The sequence below is a fragment of the Roseovarius sp. EC-HK134 genome, from assembly GCF_902498815.1.
Classification (GTDB): domain Bacteria; phylum Pseudomonadota; class Alphaproteobacteria; order Rhodobacterales; family Rhodobacteraceae; genus Roseovarius; species Roseovarius mucosus_A.
In genome coordinates this window covers 2,399,518-2,423,348 of the sequence record NZ_LR701544.1, presented here as the reverse complement: position 1 = coordinate 2,423,348, position 23,831 = coordinate 2,399,518, and the positions used below count along the sequence as shown (strand labels likewise).

The 23,831-nt window shown below is 62.0% G+C and carries 21 protein-coding genes, 1 tRNA gene and 1 pseudogene; 11 read left to right on the top strand and 12 right to left on the bottom strand.

Features of this window, described 5'->3' with window-relative positions:
- Window positions 1–58: 58 nt before the first annotated feature.
- On the bottom strand, window positions 59–1,369 hold the full coding sequence (locus GC127_RS15590) for a helix-turn-helix domain-containing protein (RefSeq protein WP_151978930.1): 1,311 nt from the start codon (window positions 1,367–1,369) through the stop codon (window positions 59–61).
- Window positions 1,370–1,694: 325 nt separating this feature from the next.
- Here GC127_RS15590 and GC127_RS15585 point away from each other — a divergent pair, with 325 nt between their 5' ends.
- The 5 genes and pseudogenes from GC127_RS15585 (at window position 1,695) to accC (ending at window position 5,746) form a co-directional block, all read left to right on the top strand.
- Window positions 1,695–2,723 (top strand): DMT family transporter, encoded by a 1,029-nt coding sequence (locus tag GC127_RS15585; RefSeq protein ID WP_151978929.1) that lies wholly within the window; start codon window positions 1,695–1,697, stop codon window positions 2,721–2,723.
- Window positions 2,720–3,625, top strand: coding sequence for a DMT family transporter (locus GC127_RS15580; RefSeq protein WP_151978928.1), 906 nt, complete (start codon window positions 2,720–2,722; stop codon window positions 3,623–3,625). Before GC127_RS15585 ends, GC127_RS15580 begins: the two co-directional genes overlap by 4 nt.
- A gap of 103 nt (window positions 3,626–3,728) precedes the next feature.
- Window positions 3,729–3,995 carry a glycine zipper 2TM domain-containing protein gene (locus GC127_RS15575; RefSeq protein ID WP_081508319.1) on the top strand — a complete coding sequence of 89 codons (267 nt, stop codon included), beginning with the start codon at window positions 3,729–3,731 and terminating at the stop codon, window positions 3,993–3,995.
- Between the two features lie 111 nt (window positions 3,996–4,106).
- Window positions 4,107–4,385 (top strand): annotated as a pseudogene (locus tag GC127_RS15570) (acetyl-CoA carboxylase biotin carboxyl carrier protein subunit); the annotation flags it as partial.
- An 11-nt stretch (window positions 4,386–4,396) separates the two neighbouring features.
- Window positions 4,397–5,746 carry an acetyl-CoA carboxylase biotin carboxylase subunit gene (gene accC / locus GC127_RS15565; protein ID WP_151978927.1) on the top strand — a complete coding sequence of 450 codons (1,350 nt, stop codon included), beginning with the start codon at window positions 4,397–4,399 and terminating at the stop codon, window positions 5,744–5,746.
- A gap of 111 nt (window positions 5,747–5,857) precedes the next feature.
- Here the strand turns inward: accC and GC127_RS15560 are convergent, their stop codons facing one another.
- On the bottom strand, window positions 5,858–7,060 hold the full coding sequence (locus GC127_RS15560; RefSeq protein ID WP_151978926.1) for an alanine--glyoxylate aminotransferase family protein: 1,203 nt from the start codon (window positions 7,058–7,060) through the stop codon (window positions 5,858–5,860).
- Window positions 7,061–7,227: 167 nt separating this feature from the next.
- Window positions 7,228–7,911, bottom strand: coding sequence for a TIGR04283 family arsenosugar biosynthesis glycosyltransferase (locus GC127_RS15555; RefSeq protein ID WP_151978925.1), 684 nt, complete (start codon window positions 7,909–7,911; stop codon window positions 7,228–7,230).
- A gap of 64 nt (window positions 7,912–7,975) precedes the next feature.
- Here GC127_RS15555 and GC127_RS15550 point away from each other — a divergent pair, with 64 nt between their 5' ends.
- Entirely contained in the window at window positions 7,976–8,722 is a 747-nt protein-coding gene (locus tag GC127_RS15550) for a folate-binding protein YgfZ (RefSeq protein WP_151978924.1), read from the top strand.
- A gap of 51 nt (window positions 8,723–8,773) precedes the next feature.
- Here GC127_RS15550 and GC127_RS15545 read toward each other — a convergent pair.
- The 3 genes from GC127_RS15545 to lepA all read right to left on the bottom strand — a co-directional run bounded on the left by GC127_RS15545 (window position 8,774) and on the right by lepA (window position 11,287).
- Window positions 8,774–8,848: transfer RNA gene (locus GC127_RS15545), tRNA-Val, on the bottom strand.
- 19 nt (window positions 8,849–8,867) lie between these two features.
- Complete coding sequence (locus tag GC127_RS15540) at window positions 8,868–9,395, bottom strand: HU family DNA-binding protein (protein WP_151978923.1); 528 nt, start codon at window positions 9,393–9,395, stop codon at window positions 8,868–8,870.
- A gap of 92 nt (window positions 9,396–9,487) precedes the next feature.
- The gene (gene lepA, locus GC127_RS15535; RefSeq protein ID WP_008281952.1) at window positions 9,488–11,287 is read right to left on the bottom strand and encodes a translation elongation factor 4; all 1,800 of its coding nucleotides are present in this window, start codon (window positions 11,285–11,287) and stop codon (window positions 9,488–9,490) included.
- Window positions 11,288–11,451: 164 nt separating this feature from the next.
- On the opposite strand from lepA, the gene GC127_RS15530 reads away from it, so the two are divergent.
- Window positions 11,452–11,961, top strand: a complete 510-nt coding sequence (locus tag GC127_RS15530) for an alkylphosphonate utilization protein (protein ID WP_081508297.1) — start codon at window positions 11,452–11,454, stop codon at window positions 11,959–11,961.
- Between the two features lie 3 nt (window positions 11,962–11,964).
- On the opposite strand, the gene GC127_RS15525 is transcribed toward GC127_RS15530, so the two are convergent.
- On the bottom strand, window positions 11,965–12,753 hold the full coding sequence (locus GC127_RS15525) for a crotonase/enoyl-CoA hydratase family protein (protein ID WP_151978922.1): 789 nt from the start codon (window positions 12,751–12,753) through the stop codon (window positions 11,965–11,967).
- Between the two features lie 108 nt (window positions 12,754–12,861).
- Between GC127_RS15525 and GC127_RS15520 the strand changes: the two genes are divergently transcribed.
- Window positions 12,862–13,974 (top strand): pyridoxal phosphate-dependent aminotransferase, encoded by a 1,113-nt coding sequence (locus tag GC127_RS15520; RefSeq protein ID WP_151978921.1) that lies wholly within the window; start codon window positions 12,862–12,864, stop codon window positions 13,972–13,974.
- A gap of 15 nt (window positions 13,975–13,989) precedes the next feature.
- Here GC127_RS15520 and GC127_RS15515 read toward each other — a convergent pair whose 3' ends face one another.
- The 4 genes from GC127_RS15515 to GC127_RS15500 are packed head-to-tail and all read right to left on the bottom strand — an operon-like array spanning window position 13,990 to window position 18,759.
- Entirely contained in the window at window positions 13,990–14,646 is a 657-nt protein-coding gene (locus GC127_RS15515) for a DUF3726 domain-containing protein (protein WP_151978920.1), read from the bottom strand.
- Window positions 14,643–16,298 carry a hypothetical protein gene (locus GC127_RS15510; protein WP_151979797.1) on the bottom strand — a complete coding sequence of 552 codons (1,656 nt, stop codon included), beginning with the start codon at window positions 16,296–16,298 and terminating at the stop codon, window positions 14,643–14,645. Before GC127_RS15510 ends, GC127_RS15515 begins: the two co-directional genes overlap by 4 nt.
- A gap of 20 nt (window positions 16,299–16,318) precedes the next feature.
- Complete coding sequence (locus GC127_RS15505; RefSeq protein ID WP_151978919.1) at window positions 16,319–17,308, bottom strand: membrane dipeptidase; 990 nt, start codon at window positions 17,306–17,308, stop codon at window positions 16,319–16,321.
- Window positions 17,305–18,759, bottom strand: a complete 1,455-nt coding sequence (locus GC127_RS15500; RefSeq protein ID WP_151979791.1) for an aldehyde dehydrogenase family protein — start codon at window positions 18,757–18,759, stop codon at window positions 17,305–17,307. The genes GC127_RS15505 and GC127_RS15500 overlap by 4 nt, the downstream gene beginning before the upstream one ends.
- A gap of 139 nt (window positions 18,760–18,898) precedes the next feature.
- Between GC127_RS15500 and GC127_RS15495 the strand changes: the two genes are divergently transcribed.
- The gene (locus GC127_RS15495; RefSeq protein WP_151978918.1) at window positions 18,899–19,804 is read left to right on the top strand and encodes a LysR family transcriptional regulator; all 906 of its coding nucleotides are present in this window, start codon (window positions 18,899–18,901) and stop codon (window positions 19,802–19,804) included.
- A gap of 11 nt (window positions 19,805–19,815) precedes the next feature.
- Here GC127_RS15495 and GC127_RS15490 read toward each other — a convergent pair whose 3' ends face one another.
- Entirely contained in the window at window positions 19,816–20,502 is a 687-nt protein-coding gene (locus tag GC127_RS15490; RefSeq protein ID WP_081508291.1) for an arylesterase, read from the bottom strand.
- Here GC127_RS15490 and GC127_RS15485 point away from each other — a divergent pair.
- Complete coding sequence (locus GC127_RS15485; protein WP_008281941.1) at window positions 20,501–21,178, top strand: ABC transporter ATP-binding protein; 678 nt, start codon at window positions 20,501–20,503, stop codon at window positions 21,176–21,178. The genes GC127_RS15490 and GC127_RS15485 overlap by 2 nt on opposite strands.
- Window positions 21,175–23,697 (top strand): ABC transporter permease, encoded by a 2,523-nt coding sequence (locus GC127_RS15480; RefSeq protein ID WP_151978917.1) that lies wholly within the window; start codon window positions 21,175–21,177, stop codon window positions 23,695–23,697. Before GC127_RS15485 ends, GC127_RS15480 begins: the two co-directional genes overlap by 4 nt.
- The last annotated feature ends 134 nt before the right edge of the window (window positions 23,698–23,831 follow it).

Sequence of the window (23,831 nt, the reverse complement as noted above, 5' to 3'; positions counted from 1 at the left end):
CCCCTCCGTTGCGCGCGCGGTCACTGCCGTGCGTCTGATTTTCTCTGCGCCCATTCTGTCACATCCCTTCGGCGACAATCGACGGCTCGCGTCGTGCGGCGCAATCGGCCAGTGGACATATGCGGCAACTCACCCCAATCGGGCGCACCGCGCCGCCTGTCTCGCCGGGGTCTGGCAGCATCAGCATCAACGCCTGCATCAGGGGTGGGCGGTCGAAACCGGCGGGCCCGGTCTGCGCGGCTACGGCAAAGGCCTCGATCACTTCGGCTCCGCGTCCGGCCTGTCGCAGGCGCAGGCGCAGAGGCACCTGTGGTTGGCTCAGCACCTGATACAGCGGCCAGAGCGCGCAGGCACCGGCCATACGCGGTGTGGCAAACCCGGCAATCGGCTTGCGGAAGGTGAGCGTGCCAGAGGCATCGCAAATCACCAGCCCGACTTCGCCGACGTCGGTTTCCGGCAGGCTGGCCAGACGCCGGAACACCCGCGCCATATCTGCGCCCGTTGCCTCGGCCAACCGGTCGGGGCGCAGCCCGAGCGTGGCGACCCGTGCCATAAACGCCCGAAGCGGAAGCGCTGCAGCATCCTCCATATACCGCAAGAGCGCCTCGCGCGTCAGGTTTTGGGCTGGGCTCGACATGCCCTCGGATGCGGCGGCGTCGATCAAACGCGCCACATCCCGCGGCCCCGCCATTTCGCGTTCCAGTTCGGGCAGGTGATAGCCGCGCGCTGCAAGATAGGCGTGCATCTCGTCCTGCGGCGAGGTCAATTCCGCCTCGGTATTGGGGGCCGCCTCGAGATACCGCACCAACGCTTGCGCGCCTTCGGTCAGGCGGGCGCTGTCTTCGTTGATGTTGCGGTGAAATCGCGCCTGCCATTCCGGCTCAATCGCCTCGGTTTCCACGAGGATCGAGGACGTGGCGCGAATGGCCGTTACGGCCGAAATCACCTCGTGCAGGGAATCCGCAAGAAAAGGATCATGCGCCAGCCGGTCGGTCAGGGTCTCGATGGTGCGTTCCAGCGTCTGCGTGCGCCGATGCAGATCGCTCAAGAGACTGGCCCAACCGGGATAGCGCCCGGCGAACTCCTCGGTTCGGTCCAGTTCCGGTCCATCGTTGCGAGGCTTGCCCGCCGCTTCGCGCAGCCCGGAAATCAGCGTGGCCTCAGCGCCTTGGGTCAGTTGTGACGGTTCAACCTTGAGCGCCTCTGCCAGCTTGAGCAGAGTCTTGCCCCCGATCCGGCGGTGATTGTGTTCGATCAGGTTGAGGTAAGACGGCGAAATCCCGGCCCTCTGCGCCAGATCGGATTGCCGCATGCCGTTCAGAACCCGCCGCTCGCGGATTCTGGTGCCGATCATGAGCCGGTCCGGCATCTGGCCTGTCCTTTTTCGGGGAAGAAGGGATGGTGCGAGAATTTTTTTACAATAGGCGCACGGCATTTGTCTATAAGTTTACAGGCCGTTTATTCCATAAGATATTTGCTTTGCGCAAGATTGTTTCGCGTTTATCTGCAGGCGGTCTTTCCTGCAAGACATCCCGCTGAAACCGCTGTGGTGTCGCCTCATCCGCCGTGTCGGCTCTGGCAACGGGTTGCTCTGTTTTTACGCATTCACGTCGCAAATTGACGCGACAGTCGGTTCCGATCCTCTCAGCCTGCAGAAAAGTGGCCTCGTGCCAACAGCCTAGAATTGGAACCCCATGGCCACGCTTTCGGCTCAGCCCGCCCCCGCGCCGTCGCGCGCGCTGCAAGGGATACTCTGCGTCGAGATCGCCATGCTGCTCTTTGTCGGGCAGGACGCCATGATGAAAACGCTGCTGACGATCTATCCGGTATGGCTGCTGATTTTCGTGCGCTCCATCGTGACACTTCTCGTGATGACACCGCTCATTCTATGGTTGGGCAAGCCGCATCGCCTGCTGACGCCTCTTTGGCCATTGCATCTGATCCGTGCGTTCCTTTTTGCCTCGGGATTTTCGATGTTCTATGCGGCTTTCCCGTTCATGGGCCTGGCCGAGGTCAGCACGATCTTTTTCTCTGCGCCCCTTATCACTGCGCTATTCGCGGCGGTGTTCCTGCGCGAAACCATCGGCTGGCATCGCGGGGTCGCCTTGGTGGCGGGGTTTGTGGGTGTGCTCATCGCGATGAATCCGACGGGCGAGAACTTTTCCCTTGTTGCGATCCTGCCGCTTCTGTGCGCCGTGACCTACGCAATTTCTCAGATCATCGCACGCCAGATCGGCGACCGGGAAAGCACGCTTACGGTGGGGCTTTATACCCTGAGCTTTGCAGGGCTCTTGATCCTGCCCATGGGCTGGCTGGTCAATCAGGTGATCGAGATCACCCCGGCGACCTATCACCTGCGCTGGGAGATGCCGCCGCAGGCGTTGGACGATCTGCCGCGTCTTGCGCTGTTGGGGGCCATCGGGATGGCGGCCTACACGCTTGTCTCGCGCGCCTATCAGGTGGCGAATGCCAGTCTCGTCGCACCGTTTGACTATACCTATCTGCCCTTTGCCGCCCTGCTGGCCTATGTGCTCTGGGATGAAGTGCCCGCGCTGAATACGCTGGCAGGCATGGTGATCATCACCGCCTCTGGTCTGTACCTTGGATGGCGCGAACTACGAGCCTCGCGTCATAGTGATGCCACGCCGGTCACGGCCGAGGCGATCTTTGCGCCCGGCAGCCCTCTGCCGCCACAGATTCCCGAGGAAGAAACCAGCCGATGACCACTGTCACGATCCAACCTGAACGCGATATGCGTGGCTATGTCCTTGTTTTTCTTGCAGGGCTGGTCTGGTCTACCGTTGGCTTGGGCATTCGCTTGATTGACGAAGCACAGGTCTGGCAAATTCTGTTTTACCGCTCCGCGTCGATGACCCTGCTGCTCTATGTGGTGATCCGATTGCGCACCGGGCAAGATGCACTGCGTCTTGCGCTACAGATGGGCTGGCCGGGGGTGATTGGTGGGCTGTCGCTGGTGGCGGCCTATACCGGCGCAATCTTTGCCATTCAGACCACCTCTGTCGCCAATGCGATGATGCTCTTTGCCTGCTCGCCGCTTTTGGCTGCGATCCTCGGGCGGGTGGTCCTGCGCGAATATGTGCGCCCGCAAACTTGGGTGGCTATCGTGGTGGCGGCCTGTGGCATTGCGGTCATGGTTTGGGACAAGTTCGGGGGAGCGGCGCTTGTGGGCAATCTGGCCGCCATCGGATCGGCAGTAGGGTTTGCGACCTTCACCATCACCCTGCGGTGGGGCAAGGCAACCGAGATGATGCCGGCGATCTTTCTCTCGGGGCTTTTCGGCATGGCGCTCATGGCGGCGATTTGTTTCTGGCTGGGGTTATCGCTGCGGATATCCAGTGCGGATACGGCGCTTTCACTGGGTATGGGGGTGTTTCAGGTGGGGCTGGGGCTGATCCTTTACACGATTGGCTCGCGCACAGTGCCTGCCGCTGAACTCACGCTTTTGTCGCTGGCCGAGGTGGTGCTGGGGCCGGTCTGGGTCTGGCTGATACTGGGCGAGACGGCGACAACCAACACTTTGATCGGTGGAACGATCCTTTTGGGGGCGATTGCGGGCAATGCCTTGTCCGGGGCGCGGTGCAGGCCGCCGCCACCCATGCTCTGATCGGCAATCCGCTGCCGATACGGGTTCGTCTGATGGAACAAAACCCATCCCCCTGCGTTATCTTGGACAATGTGTTTGAACCAAGAACGGAAAGGGAAAGAACATGAACCGCAGTCTCATTCTTGCCAGCGTCACCAGCCTTGCCTTGGCAGGCTGCATGGAGGGCGTCAGTGACCGCGAACTGGTCGGCGGTGCCGCAGGTGCCGCTGGTGGTGCCTTGCTCGCCTCGGCCTTTGATGCCGATTCCGGCTGGACTGTCGTCTCGGCGCTCGCTGGGGCGGCGGCGGGCACGTTGGTGGCGCGCAACACCGCGCGCAATCAATGCGCCTATTCCAACGGCGATGGCACCTATCGCACCGTACCGTGTTAACAACCGAGGCGGCGGGCGTTCTGCCCCCGCGTAGAGATTGTGACGCCTGACCGGTGTCACATCGCCCCGGCCCCCCGCGCCGGGGCGATGTGACACCGGTCAGGCGCTACCGCCCCGGCCGCGGCCGCCCCCGCCGCCGAAGACCCGGCAAGCCACCCCGGCGCAGTCACCTCGCCGATGGTTGGGACGGTCTATATGCAGGCTGAACCGGGTGCCCCCGCCTTTGTCAGCGTAGGCACGCAGGTGTCCGAGGGCGACACGCTCTTGATCATCGAGGCGATGAAGACGATGAACCATATTCCCGCCCCGCGCGGCGGCACCGTCAAACGCATCCTAATCGAAGACGGCGCAGCGGTCGAATATGGCGCGCCTCTGATGATCATCGAATAAGGCCGCGTGCAATGTTCGAGAAAATCCTGATCGCCAACCGGGGCGAAATTGCCCTTCGCGTGATCCGCGCCGCCCGTGAGATGGGGATCAAGACCGTCGCCGTGCATTCCACCGCCGACGCCGACGCCATGCATGTGCGCATGGCAGATGAATCCGTCTGCATCGGCCCGCCCGCCTCTTCCGAAAGTTATTTGTCGATTCCGTCGATTATTGCCGCCTGTGAGGTGACGGGGGCGCAAGCGATCCATCCGGGCTATGGCTTTTTGTCAGAGAACGCCAATTTCGTGCAGATTGTCGAGGATCACGGCCTGACCTTCATCGGCCCATCTGCTGAACATATCCGCATCATGGGCGACAAGATCACCGCCAAGGATACGATGAAGGCGCTTGGCGTGCCCTGCGTGCCCGGCTCTGAGGGCGGTGTTGCCAATCTCAAGCAAGCGCAGGCGCTCTGCGCCGAGATCGGTTTTCCGGTCATCGTCAAGGCCACAGCCGGTGGCGGCGGGCGTGGCATGAAGGTGGCGCAAAGCGCCGCCGAGTTGGAAAAGGCCTTTCTCACAGCACGTTCCGAGGCAAAGGCAGCCTTTGGCAATGACGAGGTCTATATCGAGAAATACCTGACCACGCCGCGCCATATCGAAATTCAGGTGTTCGGCGATGGCAAGGGCGGCGCAGTGCATCTGGGAGAGCGCGACTGCTCGTTGCAGCGTCGGCACCAAAAGGTGCTGGAAGAAGCCCCCGGCCCCTGTATCACCGCCGAGGAGCGCGCCCGTATCGGCAAAATCTGTGCCGATGCCTGCGCGAATATCCAGTATCGCGGTGCAGGCACTATCGAGTTTCTCTATGAAAAGGGTGAGTTCTTCTTCATCGAAATGAATACGCGGTTGCAGGTCGAACATCCCGTGACCGAGGCGATCTTTGGCGTGGACCTTGTGCAGGAACAAATTCGCGTGGCCGAAGGCATGCCGATGTCCTTTACTCAGGACGATCTGATCATCAACGGCCACGCCATAGAGGTGCGTATCAACGCTGAGAAGCTACCTGATTTCGCACCGCGTCCGGGCCGGATCACCCAATTTCACGCGCCCGGCGGTTTGGGCGTGCGGATGGATTCGGCGCTCTACGATGGCTACAAGATACCGCCCTATTACGACAGCTTGATTGCCAAGCTGATCGTGCATGGCAAGGACCGGCACAGCGCCTTGCGCCGTCTGGCCCGGGCGCTTGGCGAGTTGATCGTGGATGGCGTCGACACTACCGTTCCGCTCTTTCACGCGCTACTGCAAGAAGATGATATCCAGTCCGGAAATTACAATATCCATTGGCTGGAACATTGGCTGGAAACAAATCTGAGGGATTGAGGGCGCGGCACGCGCCGCCGCGCAACGCACATCCGCCCCCTCGGGCGGGCGCTGCGCGGCTCATCGTTTGGGGCCAAACTCAGCGCAAGACCTGCCGCTGCGAACCGCCCCCTAGCTCTTCCCTGAAATCACCCGTGCTGCCGCCTCAAGTCCGCCCGCGCCATGCGGAATATCAAGCGCAGTCAATCCTGCCTCGATTGAACCCAACGCACCCAAAACCATATGGGCGTTCACGTGTCCCATATGGCCTATGCGAAAAAATCCATGCCACGCCGGATCACCCGGTTCTGCCATTCCAAGGCCAATCCCAAGCGTTACGCCTGCATAGTCTTGGACCCAAGACCGCAGGCGTGACCCATGCGGTGCCCCGATCCGAAGCGCTGTCACGGCGCGGCTGCGCAGAGCGGGATCACTGATGTTAAGCTCAAGCGGCCCGCTCTGCCCCCATGTCTCACAGGCGGCCCAGATGGCACGGGCCAGCGTTTCATGGCGGGCCCAAACCGCCTCGATGCCGCCCTCAGCCGCGATCAAGTCAAGCGCCGCGCGCAGGCCGTAAAGATGATGCGTCGGGGCTGTGCCGCCGAAGTATTGATAGAACATCTGCGGATCGGCGCGATGGGTCCAATCCCAATAGCGACTGACCAGCGGCAACCGCTTTCGCGCCTCCGCCGCCTTGTCCGAGAAGAACACAAACGCCAGACCGGGCGGCACCATCAGCCCCTTTTGGCTGCCTGCTACCATCACGTCGACGCCCCATGCGTCCATCTCGAACCGGTCACAGGCGAGAGAAGCAATACAATCAGCCATGAGGAGCGCAGGATGCCCAGCCGCATCCAGGGCCGCCCGCACTCCGGCGATGTCATTGAGCACCGAGGTCGAGGTATCGACATGGGTCGCCAGAACCGCCTTGATTTCGTGACGCGCATCGGTGCGCAGCGCCTCTTCCAGACGGTTAAGATCAATGGGTGAGCGCTTGCCGAAATCGAGCATGTCGACGGCGATGCCCTGCCCCTGCGCCACCTCGGCCCAGCCATGCCCAAACCGCCCCGTGGCCGGCACAAGCACGCGGTCGCCGGGGTGCAGCGTATTGGCCAATGCCGCCTCCCACGCCCCATGCCCGTTTGAGATATAGATCGTCGCATGTTGGCGCGTCCGCGCCACGGCACGCAGATCCGGAATAAGACTCGCCGTCATCTCAATCAGATCGCCCTCGTAGATATTCGGGGCAGCACGATGCATGGCCCGCAACACCTCTTCGGGCATGACCGAGGGACCGGGAATGGCCAGATAGGCGCGACCGTGGGCGAGGCTCATTTGGGGGGATCTCCTGCTTCTTCGCGCCGCACCTTACGCCCTTGGCACGCGGCGTCAATCGCGGCAACGCTTGCTTGGCCCTGTGCGGCGGCGGCGTTTCAACGCCCCACCTCAGCAAGAAAATCCAAAATTTCTTGTATGTGGGAAACTATAGATTTCCTGCGCGTCTAGCGCTTGCGCCGATACGCCTTGGCCAGCTGCACGGGGTCCGTCCCGCAGAGATAGCGGATCAGCGTCCAGAGATTGCGCGCCCCCCGCCGCACCCACCCCTCGCGCCGATACCGCGCCGAAGAGGTTGTCACAGCCAAGGGCATCACCGAGATGCGCCCTTTCAGTGCGCGCGCCATGGCCACATCCTCCATCAGCGGTATATCTGCGTATCCGCCTGCCACGTCATAGGTCGCGCGCGGGATCAACAGCGCCTGATCTCCGTAGGGCAGGCCCAACACCCGGCTGCGCAGATTGGCCCAGCCAGCAACCAGCTGAGGCATAGGCCCGGTTGCATCGAACGACAGCCGAAAGGCAGCGGGCCCGCCTTGTTCAAATTGCGCGCTGACGGCATTTGCCCATCCGGCAGGCAAGACCGTATCGGCATGCAAGAACAGCAACCAGCCCCCACCGGCCAAGTGTGCCCCGCGGCGCAATTGGCCGCCGCGGGATGCGGCCCCCTTCACGACAACCGCCCCGGTGGCCTCGGCAATTTGCAACGTGGCATCGTCCGATCCGCCATCACTGATAATCAACTCTCGGATCAAGCCCGCCTCAAGCCCTTCCATCAGCGCGGCAAGGCACGCAGGTAGAACCGAAGCAGCGTTGAGTGTCGGAATCACCACCGAGAGTGCTGCGCGCATGATGACCCCTGTTGTGTCTGTTCTCGTGACCTATATTACAGGCGTACAACACGGGGGAAGAGGCATGACGCGCCGTATTCTGGAGATCACCGGCAAAGACGCCCTGCAATTTTTGCAGGGCCTTGTCACAAACGACCTGCAAAAATTGGATCATGGGCTCGTCTATGCTGCGATCCTGACACCGCAGGGCAAATATCTGGCGGATTTTTTGCTGTCGCGTCACGACGATGCGATCCGGCTTGATGTTGACGCAAGCCTTGCCCCGATGCTTTTGCAGCGGTTGACGATGTATAAACTGCGCGCCGACGTGACGATTAAAGAAACCGATCTCAAGGTGCGGCGGGGCACAGGCCCGGCTCCGCTTGGCGCACTCGTAGACCCGCGCCATGCCGATTTGGGGTGGCGTCTTTATGGCGAAACCGGCGGCGACGATGGCAGCGATTTCGACAGAATTCGCGTGGCGCATTGTATTCCCGAAACCGGGATTGAGCTGACCCCCGACACCTTTATTCTAGAGGCCGGGTTTGAACGCCTCAATGGTGTGGATTTCCGCAAGGGCTGCTACGTCGGTCAAGAGGTCACGGCCCGGATGAAACACAAGACAGAATTGCGCAAGGGTCTGACACTTGTGGCGGTGCATGGCGCGGCCCCTATTGGGAGCGAAATCTTCACCCCTGAAGGCAAGGCTGCAGGCACGCTTTATACACAGTCGGGCGGTCGCGGCATCGCCTATCTACGCCTCGACCGTGCAGCGGCAGGAATGACCTCTGGCGAGGCGCGCGTTGATCCCTTGTCGATCCCTATGCAATAGGGCCGGGGATCACCGCCAACACCCTGTTTCACATCACAAAATAGGAGATAATGGTGGGTGATAAGGGATTTGAACCCCTGACATCTTCGATGTGAACGAAGCGCTCTACCACTGAGCTAATCACCCGCCGTGGGGGCTTTTAGCGTCACTCTTCGCCCTGTGCAACACCCTCTTTCATATCTTCGTCACTGTCGTCGTCGTCAGCTTCGGTGTCGGGTCCGGCACCGGGTTTCGCTTGTCGGATTTTGGCGATGATGATGCGGGCATTGGCCATGTCACGCACCCGGTTGATTTTGATCTTGCCCAGGGGCGGCAGGTTGATTTCGCGGCCCTCCGCCAGAACTTCGCCCAAGACTTCTAGCACCGCCTCGACCACGGGCTTGGCATTCTTTTTCTTGATGTCACCCTTGGCCAGAACCTTGTCGATCAGTTCCTGCTTTTTCAACTCCGGCCCGCTGTCTGCCGGGATAGCCTCGGCGACGGCCAAGGTGATGACATTTCCGGTGTCGGTCCCGGCGCTCACAGTCTCGGCCACAACCGCGATCTCCGCCTCGGGCGCAACCTCCTGAGGTGGGGCGACCTTTCGGGCAGTCCGGGGTTTGGCCGCACCAGTCTTGGTCGTGGTTCGGGTCGTCGTCTTGCGCGGGCTCTTGGTTTTGGCCTTGGTCGTCATGATGCGCCTCTATTGTTTCGCTGCTGGAAACACGCTAGCGCGCGGCGCGGCGTAACGCCAGTAAGAGTTGCACCGCGTCGCAGATAGCCTGCTTAGCTGTCCATCTTGAGTGCGGAAATGAACGCCTCTTGCGGGATGTCCACCTTGCCGAATTGGCGCATCTTCTTTTTGCCGGCCTTCTGCTTTTCCAAGAGCTTCTTTTTCCGCGTGGCGTCGCCACCATAGCATTTGGCGGTCACATCCTTGCGCAACGCCGAGAGCGTCTCGCGGGCGATCACCTTGCCGCCGATGGCCGCCTGTATGGGGATCTTGAACATGTGGCGCGGGATCAGATCCTTGAGCTTTTCGCACATCGCCCGCCCGCGCATTTCAGCGCGGTCACGGTGGACCATCATCGAGAGGGCATCCACAGGTTCGTCATTCACGAGAACCTGCATCTTGACCAGACTATCCTCACGATACCCTTCAAGGTGATAGTCAAAGGATGCATAGCCCTTGGTCACGGATTTCAGCCGGTCGTAAAAATCAAACACGACCTCGTTGAGCGGCAAGTCATAGACAACCATCGCCCGCGCCCCGGCATAGGTCAGATCCATCTGGATACCGCGCCGGTCCTGACAAAGTTTAAGCACATCGCCAAGGTATTCATCCGGCACCAGAATCGTCGCCTTGATGCGCGGCTCTTCGATATGACCCACATAGGTCAGATCGGGCATATCGGCAGGGTTATGCAGATCGCGCCGCGATCCGTCCTTCATGTAGAGGTGATAGATCACGGACGGGGCCGTGGTGATCAACTCGATATTGTATTCCCGCTCGATCCGGTCGCGGATCACTTCGAGGTGCAAGAGCCCGAGAAAGCCACAGCGAAACCCAAAGCCAAGCGCCGCCGATGTTTCCATCTCGTAGCTGAAGGAGGCGTCATTCAGCGCCAGCTTCTCGATTGCGTCGCGCAGATCCTCGAACTCGTTGGAATCTACAGGGAAAAGCCCGCAGAACACCACCGGCACAGAGGGCTTGAACCCCGGCAAGGCCTTGTCGCACGGGCGTTTTTCATGGGTGATGGTATCGCCCACCTTGGTATCGCGCACCTGCTTGATCGACGCGGTGATAAAGCCGATTTCGCCGGGTCCAAGGCTCTCGACCTTTTCCATCTGCGGGCGGAATACGCCGATCCGCTCGACATTATAGGTGGCCTCGGTCTGTATCATATGGATACGGTCGCCGCGTTTCATGCGTCCGTCCATGATCCGCACCAGAACGACCACGCCCAGATAGGCATCATACCAGCTATCCACCAGCATCGCCTTCAACGGTGCATTCTCATCGCCTTTCGGCGCGGGCAGATGTTTGACGATAGCCTCGAGCGTTTCAGCGATGCCAACACCAGTTTTTGCCGACACGCGAATGGCGCCGCTTGCGTCAATGCCAATCACATCCTCGATCTGCTCGGCCACCCGGTCGCACTCGGACGCAGGCAAGTCGATCTTGTTGAGAATGGGGACAATTTCGTGACCTGCGTCAATCGCCTGATAGACGTTCGCCAGCGTCTGTGCCTCGACGCCTTGCGTGCTGTCCACCACCAAAAGACTGCCCTCGACCGCGCGCATGCTGCGGCTGACCTCATAGGCGAAATCCACATGTCCGGGCGTGTCGATCAGATTGAGCACATAAAGCTCGCCATTCTGCGCCTTGTAGTCGATGCGCACCGTATTGGCCTTGATCGTGATCCCCCGCTCGCGCTCGATGTCCATGGCATCCAGCATCTGCGCCTTCATATCACGGTCCTGCACCGTGCCGGTCGATTGGATCAACCGGTCAGCAAGGGTGGATTTGCCGTGGTCGATATGGGCCACGATCGAAAAATTGCGGATGTGAGCAAGGTCTGTCATAGCTTTGGCATATGTATGGGAATAGGCGTTTGGTCAAGGTGGGATGATGTGCCCAAACACGCGCAAATGCAGCCCCGCAACAGCGACGGTGCAGTCTAGGCTTTTTTCCCGTCAGTTCGGGGGCTAAGGGATCACAGCCCTCTCTTGAACCGGAGTTTCCCGTTATGCCTTGCGCCCTTTGTGCCGCCGATGCCCCGCTTCGTCCTTATGCCGTGTCGGGCGGGCCTGAGGCGGCCAGTGTCGATCTCTGCGCTCTTTGCGCCGATCAGATCGACGGCACGCTTGAGCCCGAGCATTGGCGCTGTCTTGCCTCGTCGATGTGGTCCGAGGATACCCCGGTTCAAGTTCTCGCGGCGCGCATCTTGGCCCGCCTCTCTGATCACGATTGGGCGCGGGATTTGGTCGATCAACTTTGGCTTGATGAGGACACCCGCGCATGGGTGGACAACCTGCCCCAAGATAGCGGGCATCGCGACAGTAACGGCGTGCCATTGGCGCAGGGCGATACCGTTGTTCTGATCAAGGATCTGCCGGTCAAGGGGGCCAATTTCACCGCCAAACGCGGCACGGCAGTGCGCGGCATTTCCCTTGTTCTTGACAACCCGGCCCATATCGAAGGCCGGGTCGAAGGGCAGCGTATCGTGATCCTGACCGAGTTCGTGAAGAAGCGCTGAGCGCTACCCCCGAAACACAGGCGCGCGCGCCGCCAGATTGGCCGAAATCTGCTCCATCTGATCCGGCTTGCCAATCAGGGCCGCCTGCTCGCGGCTCTCAGCCATCAGAATTGCGGCCTCATCGGCCCCGCTCTCGGCCACACCGATCAGGCGCTTTGCGGCGCGAATAGCCGAGGGGCTGCGGCCCGCAATCTCAGTTGCCAGATCTTGCGCCGCCGCCAGCGGATCGTCCGCCAGTTCCGTGACCAGCCCCCAGGCCAAAGCCTGCGTCGCCGAAATCGGCCGCGCCGTATAGGTCATGCGCCGGATCACATCAGAGCCGGTCAAGTGCGGAAGGAGCGCCATGCCGCCCATATCGGGGATCAGTCCCCATTTCATCTCCATGATCGCAAGCTCTGTATCGGGTGCCGCAATCCGGATATCCGCCCCAAGCGCAAGCTGAAAGCCCGCGCCAAAAACAACCCCATGCAACGCCGCGATAACCGGCACCGGCACCTGCCGCCAGACCATCGCCACCGCTTGAAAGAGATTGCCCGTGCCATGGCTGCGCGGCAGGATCAGCCCCTCTGGATCCCCCGCCGCCAATTGCGCAAAGCTCATCACATCAAGGCCGGCACAAAATGCCTTGCCCTCGCCGGACAACACCACGGCACGAATATCTGCCTCAATCAGCGCCTGCCCTGCGGCCACGATTGCCTCGGCCATGGCAGGATCAAGCGCATTGCGTTTATCCGCGCGGGTCAGCGTCACATGTGCGATGTGATCCCTGATCTCGGTCGTGACTCGGACCATGGCCATTCCTCCCTTTTGCGCCATGAAACACCACTCCCCTTGCTCAGACCAGCACTACGTCGCGGCACACCCTTGCAAGGCGGCGCGGCATCCCTTTAACTGCACGCCATGACATATCCGCGCTATACCCCCTTGATCGAGAGCCTGCCCGCATCTGTCCCCTTTGTCGGGCCAGAGGAACAGGAACGCCAACGCGGCGCGCCATTTGCCGCGCGCCTCGGGGCCAATGAAAATCTCTTTGGCCCCTCACCCCATGCGCTCACCGCGATCCGGGCCGAGGCCGAGAATGTTTGGAAATATGGCGACCCCACCAGCCATGATCTGCGCGCAGCGCTTGCCGATCACATGGGCGTAGCGCTTGAGAACGTGCTGGTGGGCGAGGGCATAGACGGTCTTTTGGGCAATCTCGTGCGCCTGCTGATTGGCCCCGGCGATGCGGTCGTCACCTCTGACGGGGCTTATCCCACCTTCAACTACCATGTGACTGGGTTTGGCGGGGCGCTGCACAAAGTGCCCTACCGCGATGATCACGAAGATTTACCCGCGTTGATCGCCCGCGCGCATGAGGTCGGAGCGAAATTGATCTATTTCGCCAATCCCGACAATCCGATGGGCACTTGGGTGCCGGGTGCGGATGTGACCGCAGCGCTCGACACCCTGCCCGACGGCTGCATTCTGTGCCTGGACGAGGCCTATGTTGAATTCGCACCCGAAGGCACGGCAGCCGATATTGCCCCCGACGATCCCCGCGTCATCCGCATGCGGACATTCTCCAAGGCCTATGGCATGGCCGGGGCCCGCATCGGCTATGCGGTAGCGGCGGCTGCGCTGATCAAAAGCTTTGATAAGATCCGCAATCATTTCGGCATGAACCGTATGGCACAGGTCGGGGCTTTGGCCGCTCTCCACGACACCGGCTGGCTTGCGCATGTGCAGGCCGAGGTGCGGCGCTCTCGGGACAGTATTGCGCAGGTCGCCAAAGAAAACGGGCTAAGCGCGCTGCCCTCTGCCACCAATTTCGTCACGGTCGATTGTGGCCGCGACGGGGCCTATGCCCGCCGTGTTCTGGCCGGGCTGGTGGCACGTGGTGTGTTTGTGCGCATGCCCTTTGTCGCGCCGCAGGATCGCTGCATCCGCATCAGTTGCGGTCGGGCAGAGGAGATGGAGGTTTTGGCCAAAACCCTGCCAGAGGCGCTGCGCGACGCAGATCAAACCGGCTGATCTAAGGCGCGGCCCTCAGTCATTGTCGCTCGATTGCGCCCCGGCACGTTGCCGGGACACATCCGATGCGGGAACGGTTGTCAAAAGCGCCAAACCATCCAGTGTTGTCCACACATCCCGGTCAATGCGGCCGTCGAACTGGCCCGGCGCAGCCGCTGCGCTGGATTTTGCCAAACTGATCGTCACCTCTGCCCCAGAGCGGTCGCCCGCCTCGCGCATCGCGGACAAATCCGGCACCGGCTCTGACCCAGTCAGACAGATCGTTTGTGACCCAAGGTCCAAATCAACCGGCGCACCCAATCGCTCGGCCACCCGTGCCAAGAAGGGCACAAGCAGCAATGGCTCGACCACATCCTGAAGCGTTACCGGCAGCGCACATGGCCCCTCTGGCAATCCGGCATGGTCCATCAGTACGATGCCCTTCAGCAAGGGACAGGTGGCATCGCGCCGTTCCAGAACCCGCAACAGCATCGCTGTCCCCGGCAAGCCAGCCCGCGCAAGCCAGCCGCAGGCCCAGCCCGCCTCTTCCGCCTCACCCCAGCTTAGCCCCGCACCGCGCGCCGCCTTGGTCGCGAGTGCCGTAATTTCGGACAGGGAGAGTTGCATCACCTCCCTTGCCCAGTCTGGCGGCTCTGAGCCCGCGCGCGTCGGGTCTTGGGCGCACTCGGTCATAGGTTTGCCCCCATCGCCATATCCTGCGGATAGGGCGCACCCTGAAAGAGACTGATCCGCACCCAGCGATCCGAGCGGGGATCGAACCGCGTCGCGCCAAAGAACGCCAGCTTGCAGCGCAAAAGATCAATCGGCAGTACATCGGCGGCAATCAGATTGTCGCGCACCTCGGCCAAGGGGCGTGTCGCCGCCATCTGCACGCGGCGCAGCATAAGCCTATGCTCTGGCGCAGCCAGCAAGACCTTTGCAATCGGCGCGTCCTCGGGCCAATCCAAGAGTGCCCGCGCCAAGGCCGCCGCCTGCCGCGAGATATCCAGTGGCAATTCGCGCTCTGCGCCCGGCTCTGCCGCCCGTTCGCCCAAACGCGGCTCGAGCTTTTCCTCGGAGACATACCAAAACCGCGCGCAGCCCTCGGGCGTGTCATGATCCAGCGCCATTGCCCAGCCATACCGTTCAGACAAAATCGCCCGCGCCCGCGCCACCGTCATCGCACCGTCGATGCCAAAGGCGCTGTCTTCGTCGGCGGCCATGCAGTCGGCCAGACCATCCACCAGATCACCATGCGGTTCTATCATCGCGGCGGCCAGCGCCTCTTGCGCCTCAAGCGGTAGCAGCCCCTCGGCCCAGCGCCAGAGCGCATCCCACGGATGATCGCCGTGGGGGTCCCAACCCGCGCGCAGATGCGCGCAGACCGTAGCCAATCCGTCGCGCAACTCCAGCAACCGCGCCTGTTGCACCGGGTGTCCGCTCTGCCAGCCTTGCGCATTCACCTGCGCGGCCTGCAGCGCCACCTCGAATCCTGCCAAAGTCTCGGGTGTGGCCGTCGCTTGGGCGCGCACCCGCGCCAAAGCTTCTTCCCGCGCCATCATCCAGTTGTTGAGCAAGACCGGATGCCGCACCAAAAAGGGGGCCATCCCAAGGCCGGTAGAATTACCTACGCCCAGCATGCGCCGCAGCTCCGGGGCCAATGGCACCGCAAGCGCGCCGCCCCGCACCCGAGCCAGATGCTCGACCAGATCAACCGTGTAGGCCCGCGTCAGCCAGACCGACAGCATTTCGGCCTGAAACGGTGCGCGCATTTCGGGGCGCCCGGCAATCCGTGCGCGATCCGCAGCGCCGAACTTGCCCGAGCCATAGACCGCAGTTGTGCGCATCAAATAGCCGGTCTCGGTCAGCTCTGCTGCGTCAGGCTGCTGCCCCGCCGCCAACCGTGCGACCACATGGTCAAAGAGGCGAACAGACTTGTTTGCACGGCTCAGGCTCAACTCACGCGGACTGACGCGCCCCGCCTCTTGCACAGGCACATTCAACGCCAGCCGCTCCAAATCCTCGGCATCAGGTGTTCCATCAAAGAGTGTGAAGGTCGCGTCCCACGCCGTCGCGATCACCCGATCCGAGCGCATCTCGTCCGGCAAGTCATGCCCAAAGGCCACAAGACTATAGGTCCTCTCAGGACCAATAGCGCGGTAGACCGCCCGCCCCTGCCCACGCGCGTCAAATTCCCAGACCGGGCGGTCAAACTGCCAGCCCTCTTGCTGCACGCGCCGCAACATCTGGCGCAGAAAGGACAGCCGCGTAGGATGCGCAGCCCCCATCCGTGCCAGACGCATCACAACATCCGGGCTTCGCCGATACTGCGCCGCCTCGGGCATCGGATTGAGCGCGCCGCAAGTCACAGCGCGGCCCCGTTCGGCCCAAAACTCTCGCGAAAGAACCGCAGCCAATTGCCACCCATGATGGCCTCGACTTCTGCAGTGTTCATTCCTACGGCGCGCAATCCGTCAGAGATCGCGCCGAAATGCCGGTTATCCTGAAACCACTCTGGCATCGGCGGAAATCCGGGAGCGTCAGCGCTGCCCTCGCCGTAATCGACCGCCTTGGTCCAACGCCCCGACCGCATCCAGTCCACCACCGAGTCGGGCTGATCCTGACAGAGGTCGCTCCCGATTCCGAGCCGCTCGACCCCCATCCGCTCGGCCGTGCGCGCCATCATCTCGCAAAAGGATGACACGGTGCAGCCCCCGCCACCCTGCAAGTGATGTGGATAGAGCGAGAAGCCCAGCATGCCACCCGATTCCGCCAAGGCACCCAGCACGCGGTCAGATTTGTTGCGCCGCGCAGCATGCCACGTCGCGGGATTGGCATGGGTGATCGCAATCGGGCGGGTTGAGTGGGCAATCGCCTCAAGTGTAGAGCGCTCGCTCGAATGGCTCATATCGACCACCAGACCGACGCGGTTCATCTCTGCCACCACCTCGCGCCCCATCCGGGTCAAACCCGTATCCTCTGCCTCATAGCAACCCGTCGCCAGCAGGGACTGATTGTTATAGGTCAATTGCATGAACCGAAGTCCCAGCCGGTGCAGAACCTCGACCAGCCCGATATCATCCTCGATACAGCTTGGGTTCTGGGCACCAAAGAAAATCGCCGTGCGCCCGGTCTCTTTTGCACGGGTCACGTCCTCGGCCCCAAACCCCTGAAAGATCAGATCCGGAAACCGCTCGAACTGCCGGTTCCATGCCTCGATGTTCAGGACTGTTTCGCGAAAACTCTCATGATAGGTGATGGTGACATGCACCGCATCCACGCCACCCGCGCGCATCTGGCGGAATATCTTTTCCGACCAATTGGCATATTGCAGCCCGTCGATCACCACGCTCATTCCGGCAGCCCCCGTGCCACATAGGCGGTCTTGACGGTCGTGTAGAACTCGGCGGCATATTGCCCCTGTTCGCGCGATCCAAAACTGGACGCGCCGCGCCCGCCAAAGGGCACGTGGTAATCCGTGCCCGCCGTGGGCAAGTTCACCATCACCGTGCCCGCCCGCATATTGGCACGAAAGTGGTTGGCGCGCGCCAAGCTGCGGGTCATGATTCCAGCGGTCAGACCGAATTCGCTGTCATTGGCGATGCTCAGCGCCTCGTCATAACTGGCGGCTTTGATCACACAGGTGATTGGCGCGAACATTTCTTCGCGGTTAATCGCCATATCGTTGCGCGTGCCCGCAAAGACCGCCGGCGCCATGTAATATCCATCGGTCGCGCGTTCCAACCGTTCTCCGCCACACAAAAGCTCTGCCCCCTCTGCCTTACCCTTTTCGATATAGGCCAGATTTTGCGCGAGTTGGTCGGCGCTGACAACTGGTCCGATCTGTGTGCCTGCGTCCAACGCATGCCCAACCTGAAGCGCCCGTGCCGCATCCGCCAGCCGCGCCACGAATTCATCATGCACCGCCGCATGCACGATCAATCTTGAGGCGGCCGTGCATTTCTGCCCCGTGCCGCCAAAGGCCGCCCCCGCCGCATGGGCAACCGCCATATCGAGATCGGCATCATCCAGGATCAGCATCGGGTTCTTTGATCCCATCTCCATCTGCAGCTTGGTCATGTTGGGCAAGGCAGCCGCGGCAATGCCCCGCCCGACGTTGACCGAACCGGTAAAGCTGATGGCGTCAATGCCGGGATGCGATACCAGCGCTTCGCCCACCGCGCGCCCCGGCCCCATCACAAGGTTGAAAAGACCGCGTGGCATATCCTGTCGCGCAATGATCTCGGCCAGCGCCACCGCGCTTGCCGGCGTCAGATTGGCCGGTTTCCACACCACCGCATTGCCAAAGGCCAAAGCGGGCGCGATTTTCCACGCAGGCGTCGCCACCGGGAAATTCCACGGGCTGACAATCGCCACGACGCCCACAGGTTCGCGGCGCACATCAATATCAATCTCGGGGCGCACACTCTGGGCGAAATCCCCCATCTGGCGCAGCACTTCGGCGGCGTAGTAGCAAAAGAACTGCCCGGCACGATAGACCTCGCCCGCACCCTCGGTACGCGGCTTGCCCTCTTCTCGGGCGACCATGCCACCAATCTCAGGGCTGCGGGCCATCAACTCGGTGCCAATGGCCATCAACACATCATGCCGCTTTTGTATGCCAGCCGCCCACCAGGCAGGCTGCGCCGCCCGCGCCGCTGCAATCGCCTCGTCCAGATCGGCGCGGTCGGCCTGTGCATAGGTGCCGATCAAATCCGATACGTCCGACGGGTTGCGGTTCTCGATCCGCGTGTCTGACCCGCGCCAATCGCCTGCAATGAAATTTCCGGTCTGTGGCACCGTCATACGCTCGTCCCTTTCCGTCGATCCGTCACTTTGCGGGGCTTCGCCCGCCTCGGCAGACGATCCGCGATTGACCGAATTAAGGCAAACAAATATAACTGCACCCAACTTCAGTTTCCCTGAAACATCCAACAGGCCAGCCATGATCCGGACCGAAGCCCTGCGCGCCTTTGTCACCGTCACCGAACATGGCAATATCCGCGATGCTGCGGAAATCCTTTGCCGAACGCAGTCGGCGGTCTCGATGACCCTCAAGCAGCTTGAGGCGGAATTAGGGGGGCCGCTGTTTGAAAGCGACCGCAAAAGCAAACTGACAGACCTCGGAACCTTCGTGCTCGATGTTGTGGGGCCCTTGTTGCGCGACCATGACCGTGCGCTAGAGCTGATCACCGGCTATGCGCGGGGGTACTCGGGCCGTCTGCGGATTGCGGCGGTGCCCTCGGTGGCGGCGCTGATCCTGCCCGCCATTCTCAAGACCTTTGTAGAGGCCCGCCCCGAGGCCGAAATTGATCTTTACGACACCGACAGCGCCAGCGTCCGCGAGATGCTCTTGCGCGGGGACACCGATCTTGGTCTGGCCAGCCCCGCAGCAGAGCCCGACGGGCTGCGCGCGATTCCTCTTTTCACCGATGCCTTGGTCTTTGTGTGCAACGCGGCACATCCGCTGGCAGCCGAGACGCGCCCGCTTGCGTGGCATCAACTGAGCGGCGAGCGCTTGATTTTGAACGAAACCCTCAGCGCACTATCGACGCTCGAGTTCAAAACCCTCGCGGCGCGTGCGCGCCTCTCGGTGCGCAACCTGACATCGCTTTTGGCGATGGTGCAGGCCGACGCAGGCGACACGATCCTGCCCGGGCTGGCCACCCGCGCCTTGCCCGACGGCGTTGTAACGCGACCGCTGGCCGATGCCGCCTGTCTGCGGCGCGTCAGCCTGCTGGTGCGCGACGGACGCACACCTAGCCCGGTCGCGGCTGCCTTCATCGACATGCTCTGCGACGCACTGCCCGATATGGCGCAGCGCTTTGGCCTGCGCGAACCCTGGAGCTAGGGGCGTCGGCATTACTCCGCCTGCGCCGCCTCGATCAAGGCGCGCAGGTGCGGCCCCAAGCCCTCGACGATGCGCGCCACACCCTCGGCATTTGGATGAATGCCATCCGCCTGAAACCATTGCTGCAAAGCCGCAGGATCGCCGCCGCCCAGCCCCGCAAAGAAATCCGGTGCATAGAACGCGCCATAAGCCTCTGACAGTTCCGGATAAATCGCATCAAAGGAAGATTTATACTCGGCCCCGTAATTGCCCGGAGCCGAGAGGCCAACCAGCAAAACCTCGACCTCATTCGCCTGCGCTATTCTCAGGATACTCTCGAGATTGCGGCGACTGACCGCCGGATCAATGCCGCGCAAAAGATCATTGCCACCCAAGGTAACAATCATCGCATCCACCTCGGGCGTTAGGCTCCACTCCACCCGCGCCGCCCCGCCCGCCGTGGTATCGCCGGACACGCCCGCATTGATCAATTCCGCCTCAACCCCTTGATCCTCCAACCATTTCCGCATCTGCGGGACCAACCCATCCTGCTCTGGCAGGCCGTAACCTTGGGTCAAACTGTCGCCAAGGGCCAGAACCGTGACCGGCTCTGCCGCCATCACGGGGCTGACAAGGCAGAGAAACGCCGCTACCACCTTGCCCAAGGGCCGCGCGGCCCCATATGTCAGAAAACCTTTGTAAATCAGGCGCAAACGCATGAGTTCTCCTATCCTGTCCCTCACCGACGTCACGCTGTCACTGGAGGGGAATGCCGGTCTCGTGCGCATACTTCACGGGATTTCACTCGATGTCCACAAGGGCGAGACCTTGGGCCTGATCGGGCCCTCCGGCTCTGGCAAATCTTCGCTATTGATGCTCATGGGCGGATTGGAGCGCGCCACCTCTGGGCGCATCACGGCCTTGGGCCAAGACCTTTCGGCGATGAACGAAGATCAACTCGCGCGCTTGCGACGTGAGAATTTTGGCGTGGTGTTCCAGTCTTTTCACCTTATTCCAACGATGACAGCGCTCGAAAATGTAGCAACTCCCCTCGAACTTTCGGGCGTTGCAGATGCCCATGGCCGCGCGCAAGAGGAACTGTCAACCGTAGGGCTTGCGGCGCGCGCAGGCCATTACCCCTCGCAGCTATCGGGTGGCGAGCAACAGCGCGTGGCCCTTGCCCGCGCCGCAGCACCCCGCCCGGCCATCATCCTCGCGGATGAGCCGACCGGCAATCTCGACAGCACGACAGGGGCGAGCATCATCGACCTGCTCTTTGGCCTGCGTGACCGGCATGGGGCGACACTGGTGCTTGTCACCCATGACCCCGAGCTTGCGGCACGCTGCGACCGCGTGATCAGCCTGCGCGATGGCCGCGTCGAGGCCGCCGCATGAGCCTGCGCATCGCGGCCCGCCTTGCCCGGCGCGAATTGCGCGGCGGCCTGCGTGGCTTTCGCATCTTTCTGGCGTGCGTGATCTTGGGCGTGGCGGCAATCGCCGCAGTGGGCACCCTGCGCGAGAGCATCCGCGCAGGCATGAGCGAACAGGGCGCAGCCATTCTCGGCGGTGACGCGGAACTGGAACTGACCTACCGTTTTGCCAGCGAAGACGAATACGCGTGGATGGCCCGCAACGCCGATGCCGTCTCGGAAATTGCGGATTTCCGCTCTATGGCGATTGCCCCTGACGGACGCCGCGAACTGACACAGTTGAAAGCCGTGGATCACGCGTATCCATTGGTGGGCACTGTGGTTCTATCCCCCGACATGCCACTGGATGTGGCATTTGGTGGCGCGGGCGGTGTGCCCGGCGCAGTGATGCAGCCGATTTTGGCGGCCCGGTTGGGCATTACGGTGGGCGATACCTTTCGCTTGGGCGAACGCGAGTTTCGACTGATGGCTGAACTTGTGAAAGAGCCGGATCAAACCCGCGCAGGATTTGGCCTTGGCCCCCGGACTATTGTCAGCCGCGCCAATTTGGACGGCTCTGGCCTGCTCAGCGCAGGCTCGTTGTTCACAACCAAATATCGCCTCGATCTTCCAGAGGGCACTGATCTGGCGGCATTTGAAGCGCGCGCGCTGCAAGAGCTTGATGGCTCCGGCTTTCGCTGGTCGGATGCCCGAAACGCCAGCCCGCGTGTCGCAGAATTCGTGACCCGCCTTGGGGCGTTCCTGGTTCTTGTCGGGCTCTCCGGGCTTGCGGTCGGGGGGGTTGGCATCTCGGCAGCGCTGCGCGCCTATCTTGCAGGCAAAGTGCAGGTCATCGCCACATTGCGCACCCTTGGGGCCGATCAACGGACGATTTTCCTGACCTATTTCATTCAGGTCGGCGTGCTGGCGCTGCTTGGCATTATTGGCGGCCTGATCCTCGGCGTGGGGCTGCCGGTACTCCTCGGGCCTGTGATCGCGGCGCGGCTACCCGTGCCTGCCATCTTCGCCCCCTATGCCGCCCCCATGGCAGAGGCCGCGCTCTATAGCGTGCTCAGCGTGCTGATCTTTACACTCTGGCCCCTTGCGCGCGCGCGAAACATCCGCGCGGCCGCCCTCTACCGTGAAGCGGCGGGCGCAACACGTCGCTGGCCCGGTTGGCCTTGGATCGCCACAACCCTTGGGCTGATCGCGCTGCTTCTTTTGGCTGCAATGCTATTTTCTGGCAACACCCCGCTCACCCTATGGACAGCGGGCGGTATCGGTGCTGCGCTCTTGGTTCTCACCTTGGCGGCCATGCTTGTCCAACGGCTGGCCCGCAGCCTGCGCCCGCGCCTGCGCGGTCGACCTGCCCTTGGCTGGGCGCTTGGCGCAATTGGCGGGCCGGGTACAACTGCAGGGCCAGTGATGCTCTCGCTTGGCCTTGGTCTGGCTGTTCTGGCAGCCGTGGGGCAAATCGACGGCAACCTGCGCCGCGCCATCGCCGCCGACCTGCCAGAGCGCGCGCCCTCCTTTTTCTTTGTCGACCTGCAAAAGGATCAGATGGACTGGTTCCTGGACCGGCTAGAGACCGACCAAGCCGTCAGCCGCATCGACAATGCGCCGATGCTGCGAGGCATCATCAGCCGTATCAATGGCCGCCCCGCAACAGAGGTGGCACCGGGGCATTGGGTGGTCGAGGGCGACCGCGCCGTGAGCTACGCCGATGCCCTGCCCGCCCGCACCACAATCACCGCCGGCACGTGGTGGGGTGAAGGCTATAGCGGTGCACCGCAACTCAGTTTTGCCGCTGAAGAGGCGATGGAAATGGGCATCGGCATTGGTGATGAAATCACCGTCAACATTCTGGGCCGCGATATCACAGCCCCCATCACCTCGCTGCGAGAGGTGGATTTTTCCAGCGTCGGGATGGGCTTTGTCCTTTTGATGAACCCGGCGGCGGTGGCCGGCGCGCCACATACCTTCATCGCCACAGTCTATGCCGATGACCAAGAAACCGAGGAAAACATCCTGCGCGACGTGACCGACCGGTTCCCCAATGTGACCGCGATCAACGTTCGCGATGCGCTAAGCCAAGTGACCGACCTCTTGGCGGGTCTGGCCTCGGCCACCTCGTGGGGGGCGTCAATCACACTGCTTACCGGTTTTCTGGTGCTCATTGGCGCGGCAGCGGCCGATCAGCGCGCGCGCACCTATGAGGCAGCCATCCTCAAGACCCTCGGGGCCACGCGCGGTCGGATCCTCACCAGCCTCGTCTTGCGAGCCCTTATCCTTGGGGGTGCCGCCGGGGGGGTGGCCTTGGGCGCTGGCATCGGTGGTGGTTGGGCTGTCAGCCATTTCGTGATGGACACCTCATTTACCGTGATCTGGCCCTCTGCCATAGGGATCATCTTTGGCGGCATGTTGGTCACGCTATTAGCGGGGCTGGTCTTTGCCTTGGGCCCGCTGCGCGCGCGTCCGGCACGGACCCTGCGCGCGCGCGAATAAGCCCGCGACGAGCAGGTTTCTTTTTGGCTAAAATACTCTGGGGGTCCGGGGGTGAAACCCCCGGTCTTTAAGGCCAATGCCGCGTTGATTTCAGTCCCCAAGGCTGGCACTCCACCAGAGCCCCGACAGGAGAT